Genomic DNA, 24,456 nt, shown 5'->3' with positions numbered 1-24,456 from the left:
GTTTTGAGGAGGTCGTCAATTAAGTACCGAAAAGGGTGTATCAAACTTTTGATACACCTTTTTCATTTTGGATATCTGTTGGAAGTAGATTCCATTTATGCTTTTTGAGTGATTTTACTTTGCCACCGTATCATTTTTAGAGAAGGGGCGTTTTGAAGTAAAATACCCGCTTACTTATTTAATTTGATCATATCAAAGAAAGGTTGCTTGAACGTAATGCCGATTGGCAGGGCTACCGTTTGCTGATCTGGTTTGCGCAGGATGACCTGGTTACCATCTACAGAAACGATCCTGTTCAGGGAGATGATGAAGGAGTTGTGAATTCGGGCGAACTGCCGTGGGGGCAGGGTTTGCTCCAGGTCTTTCATCTTCAGCAAGGCCAGAATCTTTTCCTTATCACAATGAAAAGCGACATAGTTTTTCAGTCCTTCTATATAATCGATATCGTTGAAATTGACTTTGATCTGTTTACCCTTATGTTCTGATTTTACAAACAGGTAGTCTACTTCGGGTTCTACCTTTTCATTGCTTTCACCTTTGGTCACATACATGGTTTGGAACATGTTCAGTGTTTTCTGTGCGGCTTTCAGAAAGCGCTGGTAGGTGATGGGTTTGAGGAGGTAGTCGACTACGTCGTGTTCATAACCGTCCATGGCGTATTCGCTATAGGCGGTGGTGAGAACGACTTTGGTCTGGTTGTTAAAGATTTTCAGCAGGTCGATACCGGATATGCTGGGCATGTGAATATCCAGGAATACCAGGTCTACTTTTTCATTACTGATCACTTTGATCGCATCGAGGGCTTCGGTGGTACTACCTACCAGTTTCAGGAAGGGGGTACGTTGTACATAACCCGTTAGCAGGTCTATGGCGTGTTGTTCGTCGTCAATTATATAACAGTTGATCATGTAGGGTAATTTCGGTGGTAGCAATATGCAAGGACAGGCTATAAAACAGGTCCGTATCTTTTATATCAAAGGAATATTTTTTAGGATAGGTGTTGTCCAGCTGGCGCTGCACGTATTCCATGCCGATGCCATTGGAGATTTCTTTTGGACCTATTCGTTTTTTGTTGTTGATACAGAAATAGATGCCATTGTCATCTAAAGTGAGCTTTATTTTCAGCGGGTAAGCGGCGTTGTGCAGTTCCCCGTGTTTGAAAGCGTTTTCTACCAGTGTGATGAGGATGTGTGGCAGTATTCGTTGGCCATGCAGGTTGTCAGGTCTGCTGTATTCAATATGGATATTGTTATTGAAACGCATATAGTAGATACTGATCAGGCTTTCGATGTGTTCGATTTCTTCTTCTAAGGAGACCATGCCGTCGGGGCCTTTTTTCTTTAGCGAAGAGCGCATGATATTGGTAAGGGCGGCGATGCCTTCGGCTACGTCCGGGTGGGAGTTGGCGGTTTTATTGTAGAAATATCCGAGGGTGTTGAAGAGGAAGTGTGGATTGATCTGGGCGCGGAGGTAGGCGACTTCGAGTTCCAGTTTTTCCTGTTTGAGTTGCAGTTGTTCTCTTTCCTTACGGTTGATTTCTTCTTTTTGTAAGTTAATTTTTCTTTCTCTATTAATGGATACTTTAAAAAACCAGTATGCGGTAGAAAGGGCAATGGCTTGAAACCACCACCAAAGTGAAGCAGTAACAAGTGTGAGAAATTCAAAAGAAGGAGCCGGAATATGATATGCGGCAGGATAAAGCTTATATAGAAGAACGTACCGGGTTAGCATAACATAGACAAAGAAGCATGTTATGCCAATGATCCAAAGTGTCTTTTTACTTTTTTCCAATGTTCGTGGTAATAGCAATTCTGCATTCCCATAAAAAACGACAGATAGCAAGGCAAATAATGCAGAGGTTACTATAAAGACTGGCAACATGTTAGACAGCGGCATACCAGTTGCTACAACCTGCAGGGCTGCATACAAAATCCATATCCCCACATGCAGTAGCATTTTAGAGATTGCTTTTTGGATCGAAACCTTTTTATTTTGAAGAATTGGCAATTTTTATATCCAGGTTTTCCAGGTATTGCTGCACATAGTTGACCCAATTCTCATGATGAGGAATTTCAACGTCTGGCAAAATACCGGTGTTATCAATAGGATGTTGTGGCACGGTGGCTAATCTGGCAGTGGGTATCCAGAGTAAAAAACGGGAGCAGGACAAAGACCTTGGTGCTACCAGATTTAAATAATCCACTATTCCAGCTGACCGCTTTCCAAACAAAGTTACTTTTTTACTTTGTTTTGCGTCCAAAATTAATAATTCTGTCGCGCTGGCACAGCCTTCATCCATTAGAAATCCTACTTTTTCAGGTTGCGCATACACCTGGGGGAAAGTGGTTGTGTCTGCCGGAGGTTGGTAATAACCATTTTTATTTTTCTTTAAATTTTTTAGCATCCTGATAAAAGGAGCCTTTTTATCATCAGGGAATAGTGGACTTTTTAACATAACCTCATACAACCGGATGTTTTCGGCCGTTGCCCTGACTACAGGGCCCTGTGTAATAATAGGATTTGTATAAAGCAGGGGGATTAATTTTTCGAAGCAGAGGTTATATCCTCCATAGTTCCCCCTTATGTCCACAATGAGGTGCGGGGTATGAGTAATCGTATGGAAATTGTTTGTAATCAGGCTATCAATGAGAGGTTTATAAGGTAGCTCAAAGCTTGGTAATCTTAATATAGCGTTGTTACTATCTGTTTTTGAAAAATAGAAACTATCGGCAGGAATTGATTTCTGACCGGGTTGACCGGGGAAGATTTTCTCCCACTTATAGCTTTTGAGATCCATGATGAAAGCCGCTTCATCCACATAAGCGGTGAATGTATCCTTTATATGGTACTGATTGTACTGGGTAGCCTTCCATGTCCTGTTTCCATCAGGTTGAAGCTCAAATTTAACCTGTCCCGGTTTCCAGTACTTATTATCACCTTTTAAAATGATCCCCTTGTAGCCATAATCCTTTTTTATAACTGCCACATCATACATTCCGCTTAAGGTCCATATGCCTTCCAGAGGATAGTCTGGAGCGGTAGCCCATTTTTTTACCAAAGAATCTTTCGAAAGCGGGAAGCTCTCGCCATTGGAAAATATCTGATTGATCAGGTCCTTATTTTCAGGAATATCTTTAAAAACGAGTGTAAGGTGCCTATCTTTAAAATAGCCTGTCCATGATTGCAAAATAGAAAAACAGGTAACGGCATTGGCCGTATCAGCAATATTTCTGATGCTGTCTGTATATTGTTCAAAAGCAGCTGCATTTGCGGCAGTAATTTTAATAGGATATCCCGGATAGTTATGTTCTACTTTGGCAACTACTTCGTCAAAATTATTCCTGCAATTACAGGACTTCGTTTGTCCGTGGGTTAGCGGCAGGTAAAACAGGTTCAATAAAAGATATAGAGCAAACAAGCGGATGATCGCTGGATAATTAAACATGTAATTTTTAAGGGTTTTAATAGAGCACAGGTACAAAAATAAAAAAGGCTGTCCTAAAAGAGACCTTCGACCAGAAGGTTTTTTAGTTCAGCCTTGAAAATTAAACAAAATCTGGAATTACAAAACCGTTTTTTTTATTGTGCTTGTCCCCCCGTGTAATTATTTTGTTACAGAAGGGAAGCAGTTTAATGAACCGGTTGTGTCTACAACGGAAAAGAATGGATTTTTGTTGCCATTCTTGGTGTTAACAACGTTGTTAGTAAACATGGATATCTTTACTTTGTTTAGGGTCAACGTTTTCTTTGGGGTGTTCTTTTGGGTCTGTTTCATATTTCACAATTATTAGGGATTACAGTGACAAAATTAGAGGGTAACTGCGCAGGGAATCTACGCAGGACGTGGATTTACAAAGATTTTTTCTATCGTTATCGTGTATACGGAAAAGAAGAAAGGGTAACTCCCAGAAATGGGTAAATCTGTATATGGAAAATGCAAATCGGTGTAATATTTTTGAAAAAATTCAAGGGGAAAATAAGAAATAATGATAGGGGCGTTTTATTGGAATATGGGAAGAAGGATGGGATATTATACTATGTTATTCGCATTTTTTTATAAAAAAGGTAGCGCCTCATAAAAGCGCTACCCCAAAGCATAAACAATAAATACCTAAGCTATTACTTAGTTATTGTAGTATTACAATTACTAGATGTCATTGTATCAATTGTTGAAGCCGCGTTCATTGCATTCTTTCCTACCGGAGATTTAGTAAATAAGGAAATAATCACCTTGTTTAGAGTTACTTTCTTTTTCTGTTCAATGTTTTTTGCATTCTTCATAAAAACGGATTTAAGTATTAATAGAAGATGATTGAAAACAATAAAGGTATATGGATAGCGCAATAACGAAGCGTTATCCCCAAGTATAAGCAATAGATTTCTATACTATTATTGAGTTAATGCAGATTGGCAATTAATGGAAGTCAATGTATCTATGACACTAAAATTCTCATTAATCCTTTTTCTGCTTGCCTGAGATTTAATAAATGAGGAAATAACTACCTTGTTTAGAGTTGCTTTCTTTTTCTGTTCAATGTTTTTTGCATTCTTCATAAAAACGGATTTAAGTATTAATGGATATTATTTAAAAGCTATAATTTTTTCTGGATAAGGGGTTTGTGGGTTTCCTTACTTATCTGCTTATGCCGTGGTACAAATGGTAGGTTAATGGCAGGCATTTAATATATGTATTTACGAATGCCTCTATCTTCTTGTTGAAAGATACAAACTTTAAATCATTTATTCTATAAATAATCCGTCCTTCTAAAACCTACATCCGTGTATCTTTTTTCCTTACCCCCCGCATACTTTATAAGTTTGTTAAAAGCATTCAGGAATGGTACAGGAACCGGTAAAAGTGGAGAGCCTCATCTCACAGCTTCATCAGCTCATAGATCAGCAGACCGTTGATAATGACACCCTGATGAGCGGAGGTAAGCTGGGCCTGATCGTGTACTATCATTCCTTATGGCAGGGGTACAGAGACAATACTTATTTAGATAAGACATATGCGCTGCTCGACGAGGTATTGGATCATATGAATAAAGGAACCCTTGAACTGGATGGGCCTTCGCTGGCAACCGGTATCTGCGGCCTTACCAGTGTGATCAACCTCCTGTACAAAGACGGCCTTTTGAATATAGACATAGATGAGGAACTGGCCGGATATGACGACTATCTCTACCATCAGGCTTTACAACTGATCAAAGATGATAAACAGGATTATCTGCACGGTGCGTTTGGCATCATCAAGTACTTTACAGATAGGCTGCCACAGCCTAAAATAGCGATATACCTCAGGGAGATCATCCGTGTGTTGTACGATAAATGTGTAGTGACAAAACATGGCGTCTGGTTCAGGAATATCTTCTTATTTGGTAATGGGCAGATCAACTTTAGTTTATCGCAGGGACAGGCAGGATTTTTCTCTGTTCTGACTGCATTGCATGAAGCAGAGATAGACGCACTAAAGACTGGATACCTGCTACAACAAGGCATCCGCTTTGTACGCCATCACCTGCGCGAAGTGGACTTGATCGGACAGGACTGGTCATTTTTCCCACTCACTACCAGTGAAGCAGAAGATCAAAAAAACTATAACAACCGTCTTGGATGGTGTTATGGAGATCTGAATCAGGTATCTCTTTTTTACAAGGCATCCTTTGCTTTACAAGACGAAAACCTCAAGCAGATGGCGGATCTCGTGGGCGGTAGCTCACTGATGCGCAGAACCTGCGAAGCTACGCAGATCGATGATATTTACTTTCTGAATGGCACCGCAGGGTTAGCACAGTATTATTATTCGTTATACCGTTATAGTAATGAGGAAGGTTACCTGGAAGGATGGCATTACTGGATCAATGAAACAATGAAAAGATTGGAAGTTGTGCTGAACGAAGAAAGCTTCAAAGGCCGCGAAAGCCTCATGCTGGAAGGCCTGCCAGGCGTAGCACTGGTCTTGTTGGGGCACCTGATCAATGAAGAACTTCCATGGACCGATCTGTTACTTCTATAATAGTTAAAACAAAAACCGAATGGAGACTATTTTCGACCTCAGGTGCATGCACCTGAACACCCAAACAAATAGCCGGCCTTTCATCGTTGTGAGATAATAACCCAATCACCTGCAAAAAGACTCCTGGATATGATCAAAAGTCTGATTCCGCAGAGCAAAAAGCATCCATTTCCCCACTGTAAACAGCAGGGCAAAACGGACGATGGTCCTGCCTGTTTGCATATATTAAGTACGCACTTTGGAAAGAATCTTACGCATGAATATGTAAGGTCACTGTGGGCGACTGCTGAAAGTGGCAGCCCGCTGCAGGACCTCGGAGATGCCGCCGGGAAAATTGGTTTTGGTACTTTGGGGGCAAAAGTTTCTCTGGCTGACCTTTTATCACTTGACCTGTTACCCTGTATCGGGTACTGGTATCAGCGCCGTTTTATTGTCGTGTATAAAATAAGGGGGGACAAAGTTTATATTTCCGACCCTACGGCTGGGCTGATCACATTAGACAAATTAGATTTTCTGAGAGGATGGACACAGGACGGCGAATATGGCATTATGCTGTACCTGGATCCCTCTCCACCTGATTTTTAACCCCTATATGCTGTACAATGTACAATCGCCCCCTCCTGCGCGAGGGGGCTTTTATTAACCTCATAGTGATACATATTTAACTTTATAAATGGCACATTTGTGATATGCCCATTTAAATGTTATCACGTAGTTTTGACCTTATATTATTGGAAACAGCCCTTCGCATGCAAAAGTAAGGGCTGTTTTTTTTGGTCTCATCATATATCATGTCCTAAATGAAGCGATTGTTATTGTTGGTGTTCTGCACCTCTTGTTTTGTGAATGCTTTTGCGCAGGATTACATGCCTTCTGAAGCGCGTATCCGTAGCACTGTCAACTACCTGGCATCCGATAAGTTAAAAGGCCGTGGTACCGATGAAAAAGGTGGTAGAAAAGCGGCTGCATGGGTGGAGAAACAGTTTAAAAAGTTGGGCCTGCAACCAGCAAACGGTAGTAGTTATTTCCAGGATTTTACGTTTGATCGCAAGGAACATCATGATATTCCCAGCAGAAATGTGATTGGATACCTGGATAACGGCGCCCCCCGTACGATTATCATCGGCGCTCACTATGACCATATCGGTACTGCACATTTGTTTGATGGAAAGTACCCGGAAGGACAGATCCATTATGGAGCTGATGACAATGCCTCCGGCATCGCCGGCTTACTGGAATTTATCCGGTATTTCGTAAAGAACGGACAGAAGGAACAATTCAATTTCCTGTTCATCGCTTTTGGTGGTGAAGAGATGGGATTGCAGGGTTCTAAGTACTATGTAGCTCATCCTGTATTTCCATTGGAGAAAGTACATTTTATGCTGAATATGGATATGATTGGCCGTTACAATGCAGAACGCGGTTTAGGTATCGGCGGTTATGCAAGTGCGGAAGAGTGGCCGGATGTATTCAAAGGTGTAGCGCAGCCAGGTATCAAGTTCTTCACTGATGGGGCAGGCAAAGGGCCTTCTGATCACCATAATTTCTATATCAGTGGAGTACCGGTTATTTTCCTCCATACAGGGCCCCATGACGACTATCACAAGCCCACTGATACCGCAGAGAAGGTAGAGGCAAAAGAGGAGTCAGATGTGCTTAAACTGGCCATTCAGTTGATCAATAATGCCATGAAGTACAAAGAGCTGCATTACGTAGCGGACAAATAAAAACGAAGCCTAAATAATAGCAAGCTCAGATAATAACAAGCTCAAATAGCAGCAAAGTCAAATTGGAACAAGCTCAGTTAATAACAAGCTTAAATAATAGCAAAGTCAAATTGGAACAAGCTCAGTTAATAACAAGCTCAAATAATAGCAAAGTCAAATTGGAACAAGCTCAGTTAATAACAAGCTTAAATAATAGCAAAGTCAAATTGGAACAAGCTCAGTTAATAGCAAGCTCAGATAATAGCAAAGTCAAATTAGATCAAGTTCAGATAATAACAATCTCAAATAAAAACGCTTTTGCCGAAAGACAAAAGCGTTTTTATTTTTTTTGAAAATAGGTTTCATGCCTGTTGGTGAATTCCCTCTTTCATGAATGTTTTATTTAATTATTTTTCGGAAACACCGCTTTCGGTGCCGGTTGATTATTCTCTTTCTTCGGCTCTTCCTTCGGTTTTTCCGCAGGTTTCTCTGCCGGCTTTTCTCCATATTTACTCACATCAATAGCAGGTTCATCACCACCATAATCACTTGCTGAACCATTGCCCTGATCCACCGCTTCTGCACCCGGAGGCATGCTCTTGTCCGTATTCGTGTAATCCTGGCTATCTATTGATGCCGGAATCGCAAATGTTGCATTCGGATCTATCTTCAAGGTAGGATCTGCATATAATTTCTGGAAGAAATATGCCCAGATCGGTAATCCTGTATTCGCACCCTGACCATTAGCCGTCGTGCTGAAATGCAGGAAGTTGTTCTCACAACCTACCCATGCACCTGCCAGCAGCTGTGGTGTAAAGCCCATAAACCAACCATCGGTATTATCATTCGTAGTACCTGTCTTACCAGCTACCTGTCCTTTAATACCATAACGGAAACGTAAACGTGCCGATGTACCACCCGGACCAGTCACTCCTTCCATCATCTTGGTCATCACATAAGACTCATTCTCACTGATCACCTCACGTTTTACCGGTGCGGTCGTTTCCAGGATGTTACCATTTCTATCTTCTATACGGGTAATGTAAATCGGTTTGGTGATGATACCACGTGCTGCAAACATGGTATACGCCTGCAACATATCATACAGCGGAATCTCCGGTGTACCCAGACAAATAGAAGGATAAGGAGGGATCTTCACAGAGAACCCGATCTTTTCATTCGCAAAGTCCGCTACTGCCGCAGGGCCTAACTGCTTGATCAGGTATGCTGACACCAGGTTCAGTGACTTGGCCAGCGCCCCTGCCATAGAGATCATACCACCCACGCTACCTTCTGAGTTACGACTCAGGGTATAGTTATATTTAGGGAAGGTCACTGGCTCATTCGGTAATGAAGTAGCCGGCGACATGCCGTTCATGATCGCATAGCAATACAGGAAGGGTTTGAATGTAGAACCTACCTGGCGCTTGCTCTTTAATACGTGATCATTCTTGAAATAACGGAAATCAGGTCCGCCTACCCATGCTTTCACCTCTCCACTCTCAGGGTCCATCGCCATGAAACCTGCCTGCAATATAGCACGCATGTAGCGGATAGAATCCATTGGTGTCATCACCGTATCGATCTCATTCAGCTCAGGCTCAGTATAGCTCCTCCAGGAGAATACTTTCATTTTGGTAGGGGTATTGAATGACTTCTTAATTTCGTCTTCTGGAATGTCTGAAGCCACCATACTCTGATAGCGGTCAGATTCTTTCATATACCGCTCCAGGAAGTTTTCATGACCTTTCCATGCAGCACCAGATTTAATATTTGCCTGTTGTGCAAATACTTTTTGCAGGTCTTTCAGGTGATGATCTACCGCTTCTTCAGCATATAACTGCATACGTGGGTTGATGGTTGTATAAATCCTCAGACCATCACGGTACAGGTTATATTCAGAACCGTCAGATTTCTTATGCTCTTTACACCATTGTTTCAGTTCATCTCTCAGTACTTCGCGGAAGTATGGAGCGAGACCTTTGTTATGGTCTATCTTATTGTAGCGCAGTACGATTGGCGTGCTCTTCGCCGCCGCTTCTTCTGCGCTGGAAATGAATTTATTTTTCGCCATCAGCTCAATCACCGTGTTACGGCGATCCAGCGCTGTTTTCGGATTTCTGCGGGGATTGTACAAATTGGTACCCTTCAGCATACCGATCAGGGTGGCAGCTTCTTCGATGGAAAGGTGACCGGCATCTTTACTAAAGAATGTGCGGGCGCCATTTTCAATACCATATACGTTATCACCGAAAGGTACGGTGTTCAGGTACAGGGTAATGATTTCCTCTTTCGTGAAGTTTCTTTCCAGCTTTACGGCAATCAGCCATTCCTGCATTTTCTGGAAACCTCTTTCAATTATATTTTTAGAACGCTGCACACCGGAATTATCCGCCTGCAGGTTCAGCGCTAACTGCTGGGTGATCGTACTCGAACCTCTCTTTTTACCGATTGCGAGGTAAAAAGGGATGGCCATCGTACCATATGGGTCGATGCCAGAGTGATCATAAAAGCGTACATCTTCGGTAGCTACCAGTGCATTGAGCACATTCCTGGAAATTTCATCATAATCAGAGCTGGACCTGTCTACCTGGTAATATTTACCAAGTATAGTACCGTCATCCCCAATTACTTCAGAGGCAAGGGCTGCCCTGGGGTTTTCCAGGGTCTCCATGGATGGCATGTTGCCGATGATACGGAAATTGATCAGCAATAAAAGCAAAATGAACACTCCCGTCAGCGATAACACAGTCAACCACAATATTTTAACTGATTTTTTCATACAAGATTTTGAATTATAAATGCGTCAGCCCGCATAGCTCGTCTGTAATAGCAATTTACGGGCCTTTTTTGCCGGAATCAGGTGTAACAGCAAGACAAAACTATTAAAAAAAATTTTATTACCTCCCCATTAGCAAAATCGCCTTTGCCAGCGGCAAAAGCGATTTCCAGCGTCATTGAGTTTATGTCCCTTATTGTTCTATTATATAGTTGTCTCCGAAGAACTTTTTATATCCATCCAGATCTCTCCTGGTATTCATCAGGATGAAGTTGTCCCTGGAAATGATGAACATGGTATAATCGGAAGGTCGCATCTGCGGAAGGAGCTTTCCGGCACCCAGCCTGATCTCATCAAAATAGTCCAGCGCCCGGTCTTCATTGTCGAACAGCCTGAATATCAACAATACTTCTGTTTGACTCATTACATAACTACCCACCTGGATCTTCATGTCAGGATGATGTTCCTTGTTGTATTTGGTAAAGATTTCTACTGATTCATCCACTGCTTTCTTCGTCAGTTTATTAAATGACATCACGACGAAGTGAGGAGCGTCTGCCACCAGTTTGTAGATCACCTTCGGTTTCATGGGTGGTGGCAGTGGTGCAATTTTCAGTTTTGCATTGTCTGCTGCCAGTTTGATTGAATCTGCCGTGGCTGTTTTTAACTCAGCATTGTTCAGTTCCGGGTGAGGTCGCTGCCATGGATAGATCATGGTTACATCCTCATCCAGCAATGGTGCTTCCGGTTTCCTTTCTATTTCCAGCATGGAGAGGTATACAACCAGCGCAGAGCGGTTGTCCAGCGCATCCAGCAGTTCTTTGGACCTTGCATAGACCTGATCGTCATTCTGGTATTTGTTCATTACCGCTGTAAGTGGTTGTTTACCAAACTCACAGGTATCCATTTTCGCAATGATCATGGCTTCCAGCAGGTCAAATTTCGGCTGCATAAAGTTGAGACCGAAAGTGGAATCTGCTTCCTTCTTCATCCGCAACGCTGTTTCGTAGTTACAATCCAGGTATGCGCCATATACATGCTCGTAGGCAGACGAGATCTCTTTTTTCTTACCGATATTCTCATCCTTCAGGCCACCGAAACGGATAATGCTGGCAAACTTGGAATCTCCGTAGTTGCTCATGATCTGCTGGCGGAAGCTGTTGGCCAAAGCAGTATGGTTCAGTTTATTATGCCAGATATACAGGGAGTAGATCACCTCAGTTTTGTTCGGGTGATGTGGATATCTGTTCAATAATGTATCGTATGTTTCAATACCCAGGTCTAAATTATCCAGGCCGTCGCTGTATAGTTTACCCAGGTCATAGAAGGCTTCTTCTGCGATGATGTTGGATTTCAATAATTCGTCTGGTGTCAGTGGCAGGTTGGCGGCCAGGGTTTCGGCAGTGGTGCTGTCCGCTGGTGTCGCTTTCTTTTTCGCCTGACCATCGGTGCTGATAGGATTGCCATTTTCATCCACTGGTTCCAGGTTTTCTTTTACGGCAACGACACCGTTCTGGCTACGACGCCAGTTATCGTTATTGCCACGGTTGCCCCATTTACGTTTAAACTCCTGGAAACCTGATGATTTGCTGGCAGTATTATAGAAGTACCAGTCACCCGCTTCTGCTTTCTGCCCGGCTTTAGTATTCATGCCGTTGTTGCTGAACGGATTGTTGGTATTGGCGCTGGCCATGGCTTCGGCAAGGGCGGCAGCGGAATCAGCTCTCGCTTTCTTTGCGTTCTCTTCGGCGTCTTTACGGATTTGTACCGACAGTTTCGTTAAGAATATTTTCCGGTCACTTTCCGGCATGGCAGCAATGCGTTGTAAGCTGTCCTGCAACTGAATTGCCTCAATTCTCACCGCTACATCTGTCAGTACTTTCTTACGTTTATTCACTACTGCCGAGTCCTGGAATTCCAGTGGCATCACCGAAGCGGTGCTGTCGTAGAAGCTCTTGGCTGAGCGATATGTACGCTGATCATAATAGATGTCGGCAATCAGTTTGTAAGTGAGTGCCTTTTGCATGGGGTTGGGCGTCAGACTTTGAGCGCTTGCTTTCAGTGACTCACGCAGGTAACCGAGGGCTGCTTCCTTGTCGGTAGGCAGCACCAGCTGTGCCATGGTATAATAAATTGCGTCGCGGAAGTTCTGGTATTTTTCTTTCTTCGCCATCTTGGCCAGGGTAGCAAGGCTTTGTTCCAGCGAACCGCCTGGCATGGTGGCTTTCAGTTTGTTGATCGCAATTCTTGCCTGGAATTCCATCATCTGGTCAGGCTTGGTTTTGATCACATGATAATACATGGCGATGGCAGAATCCGGCTTGTTGTAGTTGGTGTACAACTGACCCAGGATGTAGGCCATGCGTGCCTTTTCATCCCTGTTTACCTTCTTATGTTCTGCAATTTGCATGGGTTCGATGGCTTCCTGGAATTTTCCCTGTTTGTACAGGCTGTAGGCTTTTACTTCTGCCAGTTCACCATCCAGTCGTTTTGGGAAGTAAGGATCCTGATCGAGCACGTTGATGATAGAGCGGGCTTCGTCATAATTATTTTCTTCGATCTTGGTTTTCGCATTCCATACAAAGGCATCGTTTCTGGCAAAGGTGTGTTTGAACCAACCGATAGGAGGTTTCCGCTTTTCACGGCTGGCGATGGAAATCTGATCTTTTTCGACAGAGCCTACGACTGATTTATATTCATTCTTCTTTTTAGGAAGGTAATTGGTATTGATAAAGTTGAAAGTACGGTTGGCCTTATCCCATTCTCCCTGGAAGAAGTAGGCTTTACCGATCAGCAGGTAACTATCATCCATCCATTTACTGCGTGGGTCATGGATCTGGATATTGATAGAAGCCTTTTCAATGACAGAGTCGAGGTCTCCTTTGCTGATGCCCTGATTTGCTGCACTGTAAGGGTAAAAGGGGAGGAGGTAGTTATAGTTGTCCTGGCCGGTACGGCTTACATTGTGCGTGACCAGGCGCAGTTTCTTCTTCGCATTGAAATAGTAGTTGTAACGCGAAACGGTATTTTGCACCAGTTTCCGCTTAATGGTCCATTTCTTCTTAGCCAGGTCTTCTGAGGGTGGATGCCTGTCATCTGGCTTAGGGCCTATGGGCCTTTGAATAGTTTTTGTCTGGGCCTGGGACTGAGGATTCCGGGTGGTACCGCGCGAATTCACATTCGTGCTGTCCTTACGCTGGGCCTGTGCCTTTTGCACGCTGGATACGCATAAGAGAAATAATACCAGGCCGGTGTATGATATATGTTTATAAAATGATCTGCAAATATTCATGGATGCCAGGGTGTATAGGCTGAACTATATATAACTAAGATGTTAGGAATTTTATTTTTAAAGATAGGATAATTATTTTTCATAAGGATTTTCACTGGAAACCCGAATTGGTAATAGTTCGGAATACAAACGATTTCCTCCCGTCCACCTCAATTACCTTTTCTCCCTGTTTTCAGGCAAATTGCAATTTTTTGCATAGTAAATAATATAAATGTTTAACTTTAGCCGGTTGATTATCAGAAATTATATCAAGTTCTATTGCGGATATGGCTAACAAGCGCGATAAAAAAGGCAGGAATGTGGGACAGGTCGGCAACAAATACCGCCTGGTGATCATGAACGACAATACCTATGAAGAGGTAACCTCTTTCAAACTCTCCAGGATGAGTGTATACGTTGCGTTAAGCACATTGTTCGTATTACTGGTAACCATTACCGTAGCCACCGTTGTATTTACACCTTTACGTTACTATATTCCAGGTTATGGAGATTTGAAACAACGTCGTGAGTTTATTCGGCTCAAGATGCGCACAGACTCTCTGGAAACCGCTATCAACGCGCGTGACAAATATCTGGACGATATCAAACAGGTAATCGGTGGCGATTTTTCAACCAGCAAGCTGGACACCACCACCTTGAAAGTGCCAAAAGTAGATAACAGTACTTATTAAAGTAGAAGACTAAAAAATTAGAGCATCCTTATACGCTATGGGACACAACAACCGTTAGGAGAAAATGTGAATAACTTCTTATATGAGGTGATTTGCAGGCACTAATAATACGTAAATAAATAAAACTATCTTACAATCAGTTAAAAGCTGACAAACCTTAAATCCTATGTTTAGCAACAACAACCGCAACACAAGAAGCGAGAGCAAAACAGTAATGCCTACTTCCAATGTAAACATTATTGGTAGTGGTACTTCTATTCAGGGAGATATCGTATGCGAAGGGGACATTCGTATTGACGGCCAGGTAAACGGTCTGGTTTCTACAAAAGCTAAGATTGTCGTAGGACCAGAAGGTGAAATCACCGGTGATCTCATTTGTAACAGTGCAGACATTCTCGGAAAGGTAACAGGTATCGTCAAGGTAGAAGACCTGCTGTTCCTGAAAGGTAATGCACTTGTAAAAGGAGATTTATACACTGCCCATTTTGAAATGGAACCAACTGCTAAGTTCAATGGCCGTTGCTATATGGAGCCAGAAGACGTAGCAGCAGTAGCTAACCAGAAAGAAAAGCATGGAAAATCCGTTGTCACAGAAAAAGCTTCCGAAAAAGCTCCCGAAAAAGCCTAATCAACTCTATCGGTATGCTGGACTTGCATTTCAGATGATGGCCTCCCTTGGATTGGCCGTATTTGCCGGTTATAAACTTGACCAGCGAACGGGATGGCGTATTCCTGTTTTCATGATCATTTTTTCTTTACTGGCATTAGCGGTAATTTTGTGGCAAATCATCAAAGATACCCGCAGGAATGACTGACAGGTTTTATTATAGGCTCATAGGCCTCTTTATCATATTGAATGGCGCGCTTATTTATTTAAATGCCCGGTTGCTGGAAATAGGGTTACATATAAATGTACTACTCATTGGCAACCTGGCGTTAGCCGCTATTACCGGACTTTCTTACAGCATGAATCGCAAAGGCATTACATCTGCCGACAACAATGCATTCGTGCGCAGGGTGTATGCTTCTACTCTTAGCAAAATGATGCTATGCCTGGTGGGTATTACAGTTTATGTAGTACTAAACCGTGCTCATACCAGCAAAGAGACTATTTTCATACTCATGTTCCTGTATGTGGTGTATACGGTCATAGAGACCTTAAGCCTGCAACAGCTGACGAAAAGGAAAAAGTAAGCGGTCGTGAAGCACGAACATCCCCTGCAAGCATTATCGGCTTACCTGCCCGAGGGAACCTTTGAGCAGGTGCTGACTTATATCCAGGAATTTAAGGTACACCTGACTATTACCCGCGAAAGGGCCAGTATACTGGGTGACTACCGGCATCCCGATTCCCGGGGCGGGCACCGCATCAGTATCAACGGCAACCTGAATAAGTACGCATTTCTTATTACTTTATTGCATGAAATGGCACACCTGACTACCTTCAATTTGTACGGTAACCGGGTGTCTTCGCATGGAAAGGAGTGGAAGCACCAGTTTTCAAATATTCTCAGACAGTTTGTGGGAAAAGGGTATCTGCCACCTGATGTGGAGGGAGCCCTGAGGCAGAGTATACAGAATCCTGCTGCCAGCTCGTGTGCGGATGATGACTTAATGCGGGTGCTGACCAGGTATGATCGCCGGAAGGAGAATCATTACCTGGTGGAGCAGTTGCCGCTGGATCAATTGTTCAAAACAAAGGATGGAAGGATATTCCGAAAAGGTGAAAAAGTCAGAAAGCGCTATCGTTGTGAAGAAGTAGCGACTAAAAGAATGTATTTGTTCAGCCCTGTTTACGAGGTGGAGATCATCGCTGCTTAGCGTACCACCATCATCCTGTTTTCATACTCTCTTTCTCTTTTTTCAATTGTCTCTTTTCTGTGAATGATGAACGCATGTTCATGTGCCTCCAGCAGATCATCGTATGGTCCGCGGGGAGAGATGAGTTTTACAAATACCGGTGCTGTTTCGATGGTGATGAACAATAAGGTGATAAACCAGTTCGCCCACCTGACAGGGATACTCCTTTCTGTGAGATGACCAAGTGCATCCAGCTGAGAAGCGAGACCATCGATGTGTGTGCGGTCCAGTTGTGCTACTGTTGCTTTGAAAGTAGAATCGATACCTGCCAGTTCCTGTCTTTTGCTGGCAATGAGCGCGCCGTTTTCTGCGGTGATCTTTTGCAGTGCCATGCCTGCGCTGTCAGCATCTGCTTTCTTGGCTTTGTAGATAGGACCAAGGTTTTTAACACGTGAGCCACCGGTACCATCTGCTTCTTCCTGGGCAATTTTTTGCAGGGTATCTCTGCGGAGCGCCTGTGTTTGAATGCCGTGTTCCAGAAGAGCGATTTCCCCATTCAGCTCAGTCATGCGTTGTTTGTAGCGGGCAAGCACATTGTCCTCCTGGGTTTTGAACACCTGTTGTTCCATGACGATGAGTTCCTGCCTGATTTCCTTGCCAAAGACCTGTAGTTCCAGTGGTTTTGAAATCACGATCGCGATTAAGATAGCCAATACGATACGGGGTAATGCCATTAAAAACTCACTGCTGAATTTGTTACGCTTTTTCATACCCGATACGATGTACCTGTCTAAGTTAAAGATCATCAGGCCCCAGATCAGTCCGAACAATAGGGTAGACCAAAGCTGACCGAATACACTCCATAGTGCATAGCCTCCGGAGAAGGCCGCCAGCAAACCCGTAAAGAAAATAGTTGCCCCAATGCCTCCGTATTTGTTGGTTTCCGTAGGTGCACGCCGAAGTAAGGGCACGTGTGCACCGGAGCAGAACAGGAAGAAATCGCCAATGCGTTTCATTGTTTTGACTGAATTTAATAGGTAATAAAAGATGTACACCTGCGGGTTTTCAGGTAGTATGAGGATGGATAATGAAGGTAGGGAATTTTTGGGAAGGTAAATTGGAAATGTGATGGGGGTTGGCAAAAATGTGATCAGGTGGAGTAAGGAGAGTGATTACCGGGAGTGTTAGGCTCCCCACGCGACCATGCTATCAAATTTAAAGCTCGTCCTGAAGGGACGAGCTTTAAATTTGGCATGACCAAATAGCAATAGTCTATAGCGAAGAAAGCCCCAGGTTTTCACCCGGGGCTTTCTTTGCTATTGCTATTTAGTCATTATTATTAACTCACCGCCTTATTCACCAGCGCAGCAGCTTCGCTCAGCAAAATAGCTGACTGTACAGTCAAACCACTTTCTTCAATCAGTTTCTTCGCTTCTTCAGCGTTAGTACCCTGTAAACGTACAATGATAGGAACTGTGATGTTACCAATTGATTTGTACGCATCGATTACACCCTGTGCAACACGATCACAACGAACGATACCACCGAAGATATTGATCAGGATTGCTTTTACCTTAGGATCTTTCAGAATGATACGGAAACCAGCTTCTACAGTTGTTGCATTTGCAGTACCCCCTACGTCCAGGAAGTTTGCAGGCTCACCACCACTCAGCTTGATCATATCCATAGTCGCCATAGCCAGACCAGCACCATTCACCATACAACCTACGTTACCATCCAGTTTCACGAAGTTCAGGTTGTACTTACCTGCTTCAACTTCTGTAGGATCTTCTTCAGAAATATCACGCAGTGCTTCCAGATCAGCATGACGCATCAGTGCGTTGTCATCCAGGCCTAATTTACAGTCAACAGCAATGATCTTTTCATCGCTGGTTTTGAACAGTGGGTTGATTTCCAGCATAGCTGCATCCAGACCTACGTACGCATTGTACAGGTTGGTTACAAACTTCACCATATTTTTGAAAGCTTCACCGCTCAGACCGAAGTTGAAAGCGATTTTTCTAGCCTGGAAAGGCTGCAGGGTAGTGTTTGGCTCAACCAGTTCCTTAAAGATCTTCTCAGGAGTTTTGTGAGCAACCTCTTCGATGTCCATACCACCTTCTGTGGAGTACATGATCACGTTCTTACCTTTTGCACGATCCAGCAGGATAGAGAGGTATAATTCTTTAATTGGGTTAGGACCAGGATAATAAACGTCCTGCGCCACCAATACTTTATTTACCAGTTTGCCGGCCTCTCCGGTCTGGATGGTTACCAGGGTGCCGCCAAGGATATTTCCGGCAATTGTTTTTACGTCTTCCGCATTTTTACCAACAGCAACACCACGCTGGTCTTTACCACGAATGGTTCCTTTACCGCGTCCACCGGCATGTATCTGTGCCTTCACCACTGCAAACTCATTACCATACTGTACCTTCAATTGTTTGTACGCTTCAGCCGCCGCTTCCGGAGTATCAACCGGAATCCCTTCCTGTACCGGAACATTGTATTTCTTCAACAGTTCTTTAGCCTGGTATTCATGTAAGTTCATCTGATAAAAATTTGCCGCTAAAATAGGGCATTATGATTTAAATATAAAACCCTAGCGTTTTGTGAATTTAAAAATAACTTTGCGCAACCCTGTCGAAAAGGTAACCATCAGCATAAAACACCACAGAGGGCCTGACAGCCGTTTCTGACTACCGTCAGCCGATTGTGTGCGAATCATTGGATATCATACAGTTAATCACTATGTGGCCCGGTTTCAAAATGATCGTAACCTTTTAAAAAACATGACAGGGATCAGCACCATAAAACTATAATTATTTTCAAAAAATGAGTGATCTGTTACAACAAATAGCTGCTGCTTCGGACTATATTAAGAAAATATGGTCCCTGACACCTGAGGTAGGTATTATTTTGGGAAGTGGATTGGGTAACCTGGCAGGCGAAATTTCGGAAGCCATCGAAATTCCTTACGAATCGATTCCACATTTCCCTGTTTCGACAGTCGAAGGGCATCGTGGCCGCCTGGTTTTAGGCAAAATGAATGGTCGTCCCGTGGTAGCTATGGCAGGTCGTTTTCATTATTACGAAGGTTTTTCGATGCAGCAGGTGACCTTTCCGGTAAGGGTTTTCAAGGCACTGGGGGTGCATACCCTGCTGGTATCCAATGCCGCTGGTGGTATGAACCATGCTTTCAAAGTAGGTGACCTCATGATTATCCGTGATCATATCAACCTGCAGCCGGAACATCCCCTGCGTGGCCCAAATATTGCTGAATTAGGTCCAAGGTTCCCTGATATGAGCGAGCCATATTCCAAAGCGTTGATCGCCAAGGCAAAGGAAATTGCTGCAAACAATAACATTCCTGTTCACACAGGTGTATACGTTGGTGTACAAGGCCCTACCTTTGAAACCAGGGCTGAATATCAATATATGCACAAAATCGGAGGCGATGCTGTAGGTATGAGTACCGTACCCGAAGTGATCGTGGCCATGCACAGTGGTATGAAGGTATTTGCCATGAGCGTGATCACTGATATTGGTATCCGGGAAGAGGAAAATGTGATCACTCACGAAGAAGTGCTGGAAGCAGCGAATGCAGCAGAGCCGAAATTAACACTTATTTTCAGGGAACTGATCAGCGTGTTATAAGGTTTTACATAAATTGCACACTTTCAGCTAGCACAAAAAGAAGCAGGAAACAAAACATAGAATGCGGTCATTAATTATTACGTTTTTATTGTTGGTCATAATGTCGCAGGTAAAGGCGCAGTCCTCCAGCCGTTTCAGTAACCTGGGCAGCGGTGGTAGTTCCTCCAAGACGACAAAGGATTCCGGCTCTACTCATCAGGTACCGGACACACTGACCATCACTTACCGGAGATTGGGAGAACCTACTGATTATAAAATAGACTCCTCGATTTCCGATTTCAATGGCCCTTTTCTGAGAGTGCCCGCGAACTACATCTACCTGGGTAACAATGGCTCTCCGGCACGCCCGGTAGCTTTCACTCCCCGTATGACGGCAGGTTTCGACGCAGGTTTTCATAGCTTTGATGCCTACGGGTTCAATCACGATAACGCCAGGATCTACTATTCGAACCGTCCGTATACGGAACTGAATTATATGATTGGTAGTCAGCAGGAACAACAGCTGGGCGTACTGCATACCCAGAACCGGACCGACAAGTTCAATTTCGGATTTGAGTACCAGAAGGTCTATGCCCCTGGCTTCTTCCGCGCTCAGACCACGAATCATAACATTTACCGCCTGACTGGACGATACAACTCTAAGGATAAGCGGTACAATGCCACCCTTAGCTACTTCTACAACAAATATGCGAATGGTGAGAACGGTGGTATCAGGAACGATGACGACCTGGATAATCCCCGCTATAGCCAGCGTAAAACCATCGACGTAAACCTGGGTAACGATGCCAGCACTACCAGCAGTCTTTTTAACTCCACCATCCCGGTAAAGAGTTCGATCGACCAGGCAGGCTTCCTCTTCATGCAGTCCTACGACTGGGGAAAAGGGGATACGATCCATGTGAACGATACGACGGATGTATATAAATTCGATCCGGTATTCAGGGTGCAATACACATTCAAACTGAATACAGACCAGATAGCATACCTGGATCCAACACCGGATACGTTCTTCTATACCACGCATTATAACTGGGCATATTCCGGCGATACTATCAAGGCACAGCACAATTTTAAAACGGTCTCCAACGACATTTCGCTGGTGCAGTTCCCTATCAGGGGTAACCAGGCACACTTTATCACAGCAGGAGCGAGGATTGAAAATACCACTGGTACCTTCCTGGATGCGGATATCAAGTTTAGCAACCTGGCCCTGCACGGGGAATACCGCAATAAGACCCGGAACCAGAAATGGGACTTCCAGGCCATAGGTGAATTGTATATGGCGGGTCAGAACAGCGGGGATTATAGTGTGAGTGGTATGCTGAGCAGGTACCTGAATCCTACCTTAGGAAATGTAAGAGTAGCGTTTTCGAATGTGAACAGAGAACCGTCGTATGTGTACAAGTACTTTGCAAGTAACTACGATAGCTGGTATAACAATTCGCTGGCAAAGGAGAATATTTCCAAAATACAGTTCACTGCGGACAATCCGAAGCTGAAGTATAACCTGACCGTGAATTACTACATCATAGGCAACTACACCTATATGAGTAATTACTATACGAGTGCACAGGCAGAGGCGATATTCAATATGCTGGAAATCATGTTCAGCAAAAAGTTCACCTGGAAACACTGGAACTGGTATGCAGATTTCACCTTCCAGCAGGTGCATGGTACGGCACCGGTGAATATTCCAACATTTTGGACCCGTCACCGTATTGCCTACGAAAACCGGCTGTTTAACAACCTGAACCTGATGGTAGGGGTGGAAGCGAAATACATGACATCTTACTATGCAGACGATTATTCTCCGGTAGTCGGTCAATTTGTGTATCAGACTACCCAAAAAGTTCAATATCATGCACCGGACCTGGCTGCTTTCCTGCATTTCCGGATTAAATCATTCAATGCATTTGTCAGAACAGAGAACCTGAATACGTTTTTTGCAACAAATAATTTCGCCGGGCCGCATTATCCTTACAATAACTTCCAATTCAGACTGGGATTACGTTGGTGGTTCGTTAACTAAAATCAGTAGTAATGTAATGAATTGATAATTAATATATTACTAGGATAAGGGCCTAAACCGTTTTAGCGTGTTTAGGCCCTTTTTTTTTGTATGACTGTGATCATCTGGCGTAAACTTTGTTTACCTTAATAGTAAAATGAAGAGATTATGAAGGCATTTACCGTAGTTTACAACAGAAACAGATATTCCGTTCAGCCCATTAATGGTCATTCTCCACGCTTTAAGGTGAATCTGAATGGTAGTGATGTATATTTTGAACACGATCTCGATGGCCATGTACGTGCAGAAGCTACTAAAGTAGCCAGTATGTCTCTGTTATTAGCTATCGCCGATCAGATCGAAGAGAACCACGAAGAGAAATAGGTATTGCCACCATTAGAAGATGAATCCTGACCCTTTTGCCCCATACCATCTCCAGTGAAATAATTGATCCTTGATTTCCGCGTAAACTTGTTATTGACTTTTTTTAAAAGCAGTAATGTGATAACCTTGTCATTTGTACAAGGTTTGTCGCTACACTATTTGCTTTTAGATCCTTGTTTGATTTTTAGTCCAATATCAAACAAGGATTTTATTTTAAAGTAATACCTTTGCAACGAAGTTCGAATTCATTTTTTGAGTGCAAAAAAGAAGAAAGGATGAAAATAGTCGTATCAATATTGAAATTCATACAGTCTTTGTTCGTGAAGAAGAACTGTTGTAAATAAATCAGCATTTTTTAAATTAACCCTGAAATATGTTAGCATTAATTTTGTAGTATTATTACGACCCCGGCAATATCTTCTATGAAAATATTTTCAAATACGTACCTTTAATTAATCGTTTCAAACGCCAATGAAGTATAAGTTTGTAAGGGACATCGTGCTATGTCTTGTAGCATCGTTTGCATTGTTCTCCTGTCATCAGAAACGGGAACTCCGGAAAAGAGAAATAGTGAGGGACGTAAAACAACTGGGTGAGGTGATTCCGGAACAAATAGGTGAGCGACTTAGCTACACGGCTGATAACAAAGCCCTTGAGGATAAAGTACCGGTACACAGCGTACCTGCGTTACAGTACTTTTATGAGCTCGCAGCCAATCAGGCCAAATGGTCTGTAGACGGACAATTGCTGCCGGCTGCAGATTCCATGTTGTATTTCATCGACCACGCTGACGAAGTCGGTTTACCTGCAGGTATCTATCACCGTAGTGCACTGGATTCTGCTATGCAGCAACTCCATGCTGCCACCGGTTCAGACAGGGACGCCGCGTTGCTCGCAGAAGTAGACGTCATGATGACGGATGCATTTATGAAAATGGCTACCCATCTCCGTTATGGTATTGCTCCGCGTGACAGCATCACGCTTCGTCCTGATTCAGTAATGACAGATACCACACTGGTACAGCTGCTCACCACTGCGTTAAAAGACAACAACATTTCCGGCACCTTTCATCAGCTGGAACCAGCTTACGCAGGTTATCATTCTTTGAAAGCCGCTTTGCTGAATTTCAAAGCAAAGTATCAGTCCTTACATTGGGATTCACTGCCTACTGCCTACGTAGATACACCGGCGTTCAAACAACTGGTGTTGAACCGGCTGGTACAGACAGGACATGTGGATACTGCCAATGGACATGGTGCAGATACTGCTTTACTGAGAGAAGGGGTGAAAGCTTTCCAACATGAGTTTAATTTATTTGAAGATGGACAGGCAGGTAAGAAAACCGTCCAGGTTATGAATAAATCATTTCATGACTGGATGATACAGGCTGCTGTAAACCTGGATCGCTGGCGCAAATGGCCGGATTCATTACCGCACCGTTACATCTTTGTAAATATACCGGGTTACCATATGATGGTGTGGGATAGTGGTCAGGTGATCCTCGACTCCCGTGTGATCGTAGGTGCGCCCCGTACCCGTACACCACTCCTGAATTCAAGGTTGTCGAACTTTGTAATGTATCCTTACTGGCGTGTACCGTTCAGTATTTCTATCAAAGAAATGCTGCCTGCTATCCAGAAAGATCCGCATTACTTAGCAAAGAAAAACTTAGAAGTAATAGATAGAGATGGTAATGCTGTGAACCCGGATAGTGTACCGTGGAAGAAGTTCAGTAAAAATTATTTCCCTTATGTACTCAGGCAAATGGATGGTCTGGAAAACTCATTGGGGATTATGAAGTTTAATTTCTTCAATAAATATGCTGTATATCTGCACGATACTAATAACCGTGGTTTATTCAGAAATGCCTACCGGGCTATGAGTCATGGTTGTGTACGTATACAGCAATGGGATAGTCTTGCGATGTATTTAATTAAGGATGATAAACGTTTCAAGCGTGACAGTGTACGTGCCTGGTTAGATAAAGGGCAGAAGAAGCAGATTGATTTGTCAAAAGGCATTCCTATTTATTTACGTTACTACACAGCCGAGGGCAGGGATGGCCAGATGATGTTCTACGAAGATATTTATGGCGAAGACAAGATCATGAAAAAACTAATGGCATTATAAAACAATAGTTGTT

20 protein-coding genes are annotated in these 24,456 nt (G+C 43.3%); 13 read left to right on the top strand and 7 right to left on the bottom strand.

Translation table 11 applies throughout. The annotated features are described in order from the left end of the window. Positions 1–170: 170 nt before the first annotated feature. From QQL36_RS34415 to QQL36_RS34405, 3 genes are read right to left on the bottom strand one after another with little or no spacing between them, the layout of a single operon-like run. Positions 171–908: a LytR/AlgR family response regulator transcription factor gene (locus QQL36_RS34415; RefSeq protein ID WP_083721588.1), complete on the bottom strand. Its 738-nt coding sequence runs from the start codon at positions 906–908 to the stop codon at positions 171–173. Further along, a complete protein-coding gene (locus QQL36_RS34410) occupies positions 886–1,944 on the bottom strand; it encodes a sensor histidine kinase (RefSeq protein ID WP_321568350.1) in 1,059 nt (352 codons plus the stop codon). The genes QQL36_RS34415 and QQL36_RS34410 overlap by 23 nt, the downstream gene beginning before the upstream one ends. 43 nt (positions 1,945–1,987) lie before the next feature. Further along, positions 1,988–3,445 carry a S41 family peptidase gene (locus QQL36_RS34405; protein ID WP_321568349.1) on the bottom strand — a complete coding sequence of 486 codons (1,458 nt, stop codon included), beginning with the start codon at positions 3,443–3,445 and terminating at the stop codon, positions 1,988–1,990. A 1,392-nt stretch (positions 3,446–4,837) separates the two neighbouring features. On the opposite strand from QQL36_RS34405, the gene QQL36_RS34400 reads away from it, so the two are divergent. The 4 genes from QQL36_RS34400 (at position 4,838) to QQL36_RS34385 (ending at position 8,075) form a co-directional block, all read left to right on the top strand. Continuing rightward, a complete protein-coding gene (locus QQL36_RS34400) occupies positions 4,838–6,016 on the top strand; it encodes a lanthionine synthetase LanC family protein (protein WP_321568348.1) in 1,179 nt (392 codons plus the stop codon). Positions 6,017–6,145: 129 nt separating this feature from the next. Next, complete coding sequence (locus QQL36_RS34395; RefSeq protein ID WP_321568347.1) at positions 6,146–6,601, top strand: cysteine peptidase family C39 domain-containing protein; 456 nt, start codon at positions 6,146–6,148, stop codon at positions 6,599–6,601. A gap of 215 nt (positions 6,602–6,816) precedes the next feature. Next, complete coding sequence (locus QQL36_RS34390; RefSeq protein WP_321568346.1) at positions 6,817–7,743, top strand: M20/M25/M40 family metallo-hydrolase; 927 nt, start codon at positions 6,817–6,819, stop codon at positions 7,741–7,743. Between the two features lie 62 nt (positions 7,744–7,805). Continuing rightward, positions 7,806–8,075 (top strand): hypothetical protein, encoded by a 270-nt coding sequence (locus tag QQL36_RS34385; protein WP_321568345.1) that lies wholly within the window; start codon positions 7,806–7,808, stop codon positions 8,073–8,075. A gap of 50 nt (positions 8,076–8,125) precedes the next feature. Here the strand turns inward: QQL36_RS34385 and QQL36_RS34380 are convergent, their stop codons facing one another. Beyond that, positions 8,126–10,504, bottom strand: coding sequence for a transglycosylase domain-containing protein (locus QQL36_RS34380; protein WP_083721582.1), 2,379 nt, complete (start codon positions 10,502–10,504; stop codon positions 8,126–8,128). A gap of 190 nt (positions 10,505–10,694) precedes the next feature. Further along, positions 10,695–13,793 (bottom strand): tetratricopeptide repeat protein, encoded by a 3,099-nt coding sequence (locus QQL36_RS34375; RefSeq protein ID WP_083721581.1) that lies wholly within the window; start codon positions 13,791–13,793, stop codon positions 10,695–10,697. A gap of 266 nt (positions 13,794–14,059) precedes the next feature. On the opposite strand from QQL36_RS34375, the gene QQL36_RS34370 reads away from it, so the two are divergent. The 5 genes from QQL36_RS34370 (at position 14,060) to QQL36_RS34355 (ending at position 16,285) form a co-directional block, all read left to right on the top strand. Then, positions 14,060–14,464, top strand: a complete 405-nt coding sequence (locus tag QQL36_RS34370) for a hypothetical protein (RefSeq protein WP_072361003.1) — start codon at positions 14,060–14,062, stop codon at positions 14,462–14,464. A 166-nt stretch (positions 14,465–14,630) separates the two neighbouring features. After that, the gene (locus QQL36_RS34365; protein ID WP_083721580.1) at positions 14,631–15,092 is read left to right on the top strand and encodes a bactofilin family protein; all 462 of its coding nucleotides are present in this window, start codon (positions 14,631–14,633) and stop codon (positions 15,090–15,092) included. After that, a complete protein-coding gene (locus QQL36_RS35875; RefSeq protein WP_083721579.1) occupies positions 15,037–15,279 on the top strand; it encodes an AtpZ/AtpI family protein in 243 nt (80 codons plus the stop codon). The genes QQL36_RS34365 and QQL36_RS35875 overlap by 56 nt, the downstream gene beginning before the upstream one ends. After that, positions 15,272–15,658, top strand: a complete 387-nt coding sequence (locus QQL36_RS34360) for a hypothetical protein (protein WP_083721578.1) — start codon at positions 15,272–15,274, stop codon at positions 15,656–15,658. Before QQL36_RS35875 ends, QQL36_RS34360 begins: the two co-directional genes overlap by 8 nt. Positions 15,659–15,664: 6 nt before the next feature. Then, positions 15,665–16,285, top strand: a complete 621-nt coding sequence (locus QQL36_RS34355; protein WP_083721577.1) for a SprT-like domain-containing protein — start codon at positions 15,665–15,667, stop codon at positions 16,283–16,285. Here the strand turns inward: QQL36_RS34355 and QQL36_RS34350 are convergent. Beyond that, entirely contained in the window at positions 16,282–17,280 is a 999-nt protein-coding gene (locus QQL36_RS34350) for a DUF4407 domain-containing protein (RefSeq protein WP_083721576.1), read from the bottom strand. The two genes, QQL36_RS34355 and QQL36_RS34350, sit on opposite strands and share 4 nt — an antisense overlap. A gap of 323 nt (positions 17,281–17,603) precedes the next feature. Continuing rightward, on the bottom strand, positions 17,604–18,815 hold the full coding sequence (gene sucC, locus QQL36_RS34345) for an ADP-forming succinate--CoA ligase subunit beta (RefSeq protein WP_083721575.1): 1,212 nt from the start codon (positions 18,813–18,815) through the stop codon (positions 17,604–17,606). A gap of 284 nt (positions 18,816–19,099) precedes the next feature. Here sucC and QQL36_RS34340 point away from each other — a divergent pair, with 284 nt between their 5' ends. The 4 genes from QQL36_RS34340 to QQL36_RS34325 all read left to right on the top strand — a co-directional run bounded on the left by QQL36_RS34340 (position 19,100) and on the right by QQL36_RS34325 (position 24,443). Then, a complete protein-coding gene (locus QQL36_RS34340) occupies positions 19,100–19,921 on the top strand; it encodes a purine-nucleoside phosphorylase (protein ID WP_143708730.1) in 822 nt (273 codons plus the stop codon). A 61-nt stretch (positions 19,922–19,982) separates the two neighbouring features. Continuing rightward, positions 19,983–21,950, top strand: a complete 1,968-nt coding sequence (locus QQL36_RS34335; protein WP_321568344.1) for a putative porin — start codon at positions 19,983–19,985, stop codon at positions 21,948–21,950. Positions 21,951–22,097: 147 nt separating this feature from the next. Continuing rightward, on the top strand, positions 22,098–22,313 hold the full coding sequence (locus QQL36_RS34330) for a hypothetical protein (protein ID WP_083721573.1): 216 nt from the start codon (positions 22,098–22,100) through the stop codon (positions 22,311–22,313). A gap of 471 nt (positions 22,314–22,784) precedes the next feature. Further along, a complete protein-coding gene (locus QQL36_RS34325) occupies positions 22,785–24,443 on the top strand; it encodes a L,D-transpeptidase family protein (protein ID WP_321568343.1) in 1,659 nt (552 codons plus the stop codon). Positions 24,444–24,456: the final 13 nt, after the last annotated feature.

The organism is Chitinophaga sp. LS1, assembly GCF_034274695.1.
Lineage (GTDB): Bacteria > Bacteroidota > Bacteroidia > Chitinophagales > Chitinophagaceae > Chitinophaga.
The sequence above is the reverse complement of the archived record's forward strand: the minus strand, read 5'-3'. Positions and strand labels throughout refer to the sequence as shown.

Bases quoted from the DNA above. Each gene is read 5' to 3' on its own strand.
- QQL36_RS34405 (WP_321568349.1), bottom strand. From the start codon at position 3,445: ATGTTTAATTATCCAGCGATCATCCGCTTGTTTGCTCTATATCTTTTA.
- QQL36_RS34365 (WP_083721580.1), top strand. From the start codon at position 14,631: ATGTTTAGCAACAACAACCGCAACACAAGAAGCGAGAGCAAAACAGTA.
- QQL36_RS34370 (WP_072361003.1), top strand. From the start codon at position 14,060: ATGGCTAACAAGCGCGATAAAAAAGGCAGGAATGTGGGACAGGTCGGC.
- QQL36_RS34335 (WP_321568344.1), top strand. From the start codon at position 19,983: ATGCGGTCATTAATTATTACGTTTTTATTGTTGGTCATAATGTCGCAG.
- QQL36_RS35875 (WP_083721579.1), top strand. From the start codon at position 15,037: ATGGAAAATCCGTTGTCACAGAAAAAGCTTCCGAAAAAGCTCCCGAAA.
- QQL36_RS34375 (WP_083721581.1), bottom strand. From the start codon at position 13,793: ATGAATATTTGCAGATCATTTTATAAACATATATCATACACCGGCCTG.
- QQL36_RS34360 (WP_083721578.1), top strand. From the start codon at position 15,272: ATGACTGACAGGTTTTATTATAGGCTCATAGGCCTCTTTATCATATTG.
- QQL36_RS34390 (WP_321568346.1), top strand. From the start codon at position 6,817: ATGAAGCGATTGTTATTGTTGGTGTTCTGCACCTCTTGTTTTGTGAAT.
- QQL36_RS34350 (WP_083721576.1), bottom strand. From the start codon at position 17,280: ATGAAACGCATTGGCGATTTCTTCCTGTTCTGCTCCGGTGCACACGTG.
- QQL36_RS34415 (WP_083721588.1), bottom strand. From the start codon at position 908: ATGATCAACTGTTATATAATTGACGACGAACAACACGCCATAGACCTG.
- QQL36_RS34380 (WP_083721582.1), bottom strand. From the start codon at position 10,504: ATGAAAAAATCAGTTAAAATATTGTGGTTGACTGTGTTATCGCTGACG.
- QQL36_RS34400 (WP_321568348.1), top strand. From the start codon at position 4,838: ATGGTACAGGAACCGGTAAAAGTGGAGAGCCTCATCTCACAGCTTCAT.
- QQL36_RS34340 (WP_143708730.1), top strand. From the start codon at position 19,100: ATGAGTGATCTGTTACAACAAATAGCTGCTGCTTCGGACTATATTAAG.
- sucC (WP_083721575.1), bottom strand. From the start codon at position 18,815: ATGAACTTACATGAATACCAGGCTAAAGAACTGTTGAAGAAATACAAT.
- QQL36_RS34330 (WP_083721573.1), top strand. From the start codon at position 22,098: ATGAAGGCATTTACCGTAGTTTACAACAGAAACAGATATTCCGTTCAG.
- QQL36_RS34325 (WP_321568343.1), top strand. From the start codon at position 22,785: ATGAAGTATAAGTTTGTAAGGGACATCGTGCTATGTCTTGTAGCATCG.
- QQL36_RS34395 (WP_321568347.1), top strand. From the start codon at position 6,146: ATGATCAAAAGTCTGATTCCGCAGAGCAAAAAGCATCCATTTCCCCAC.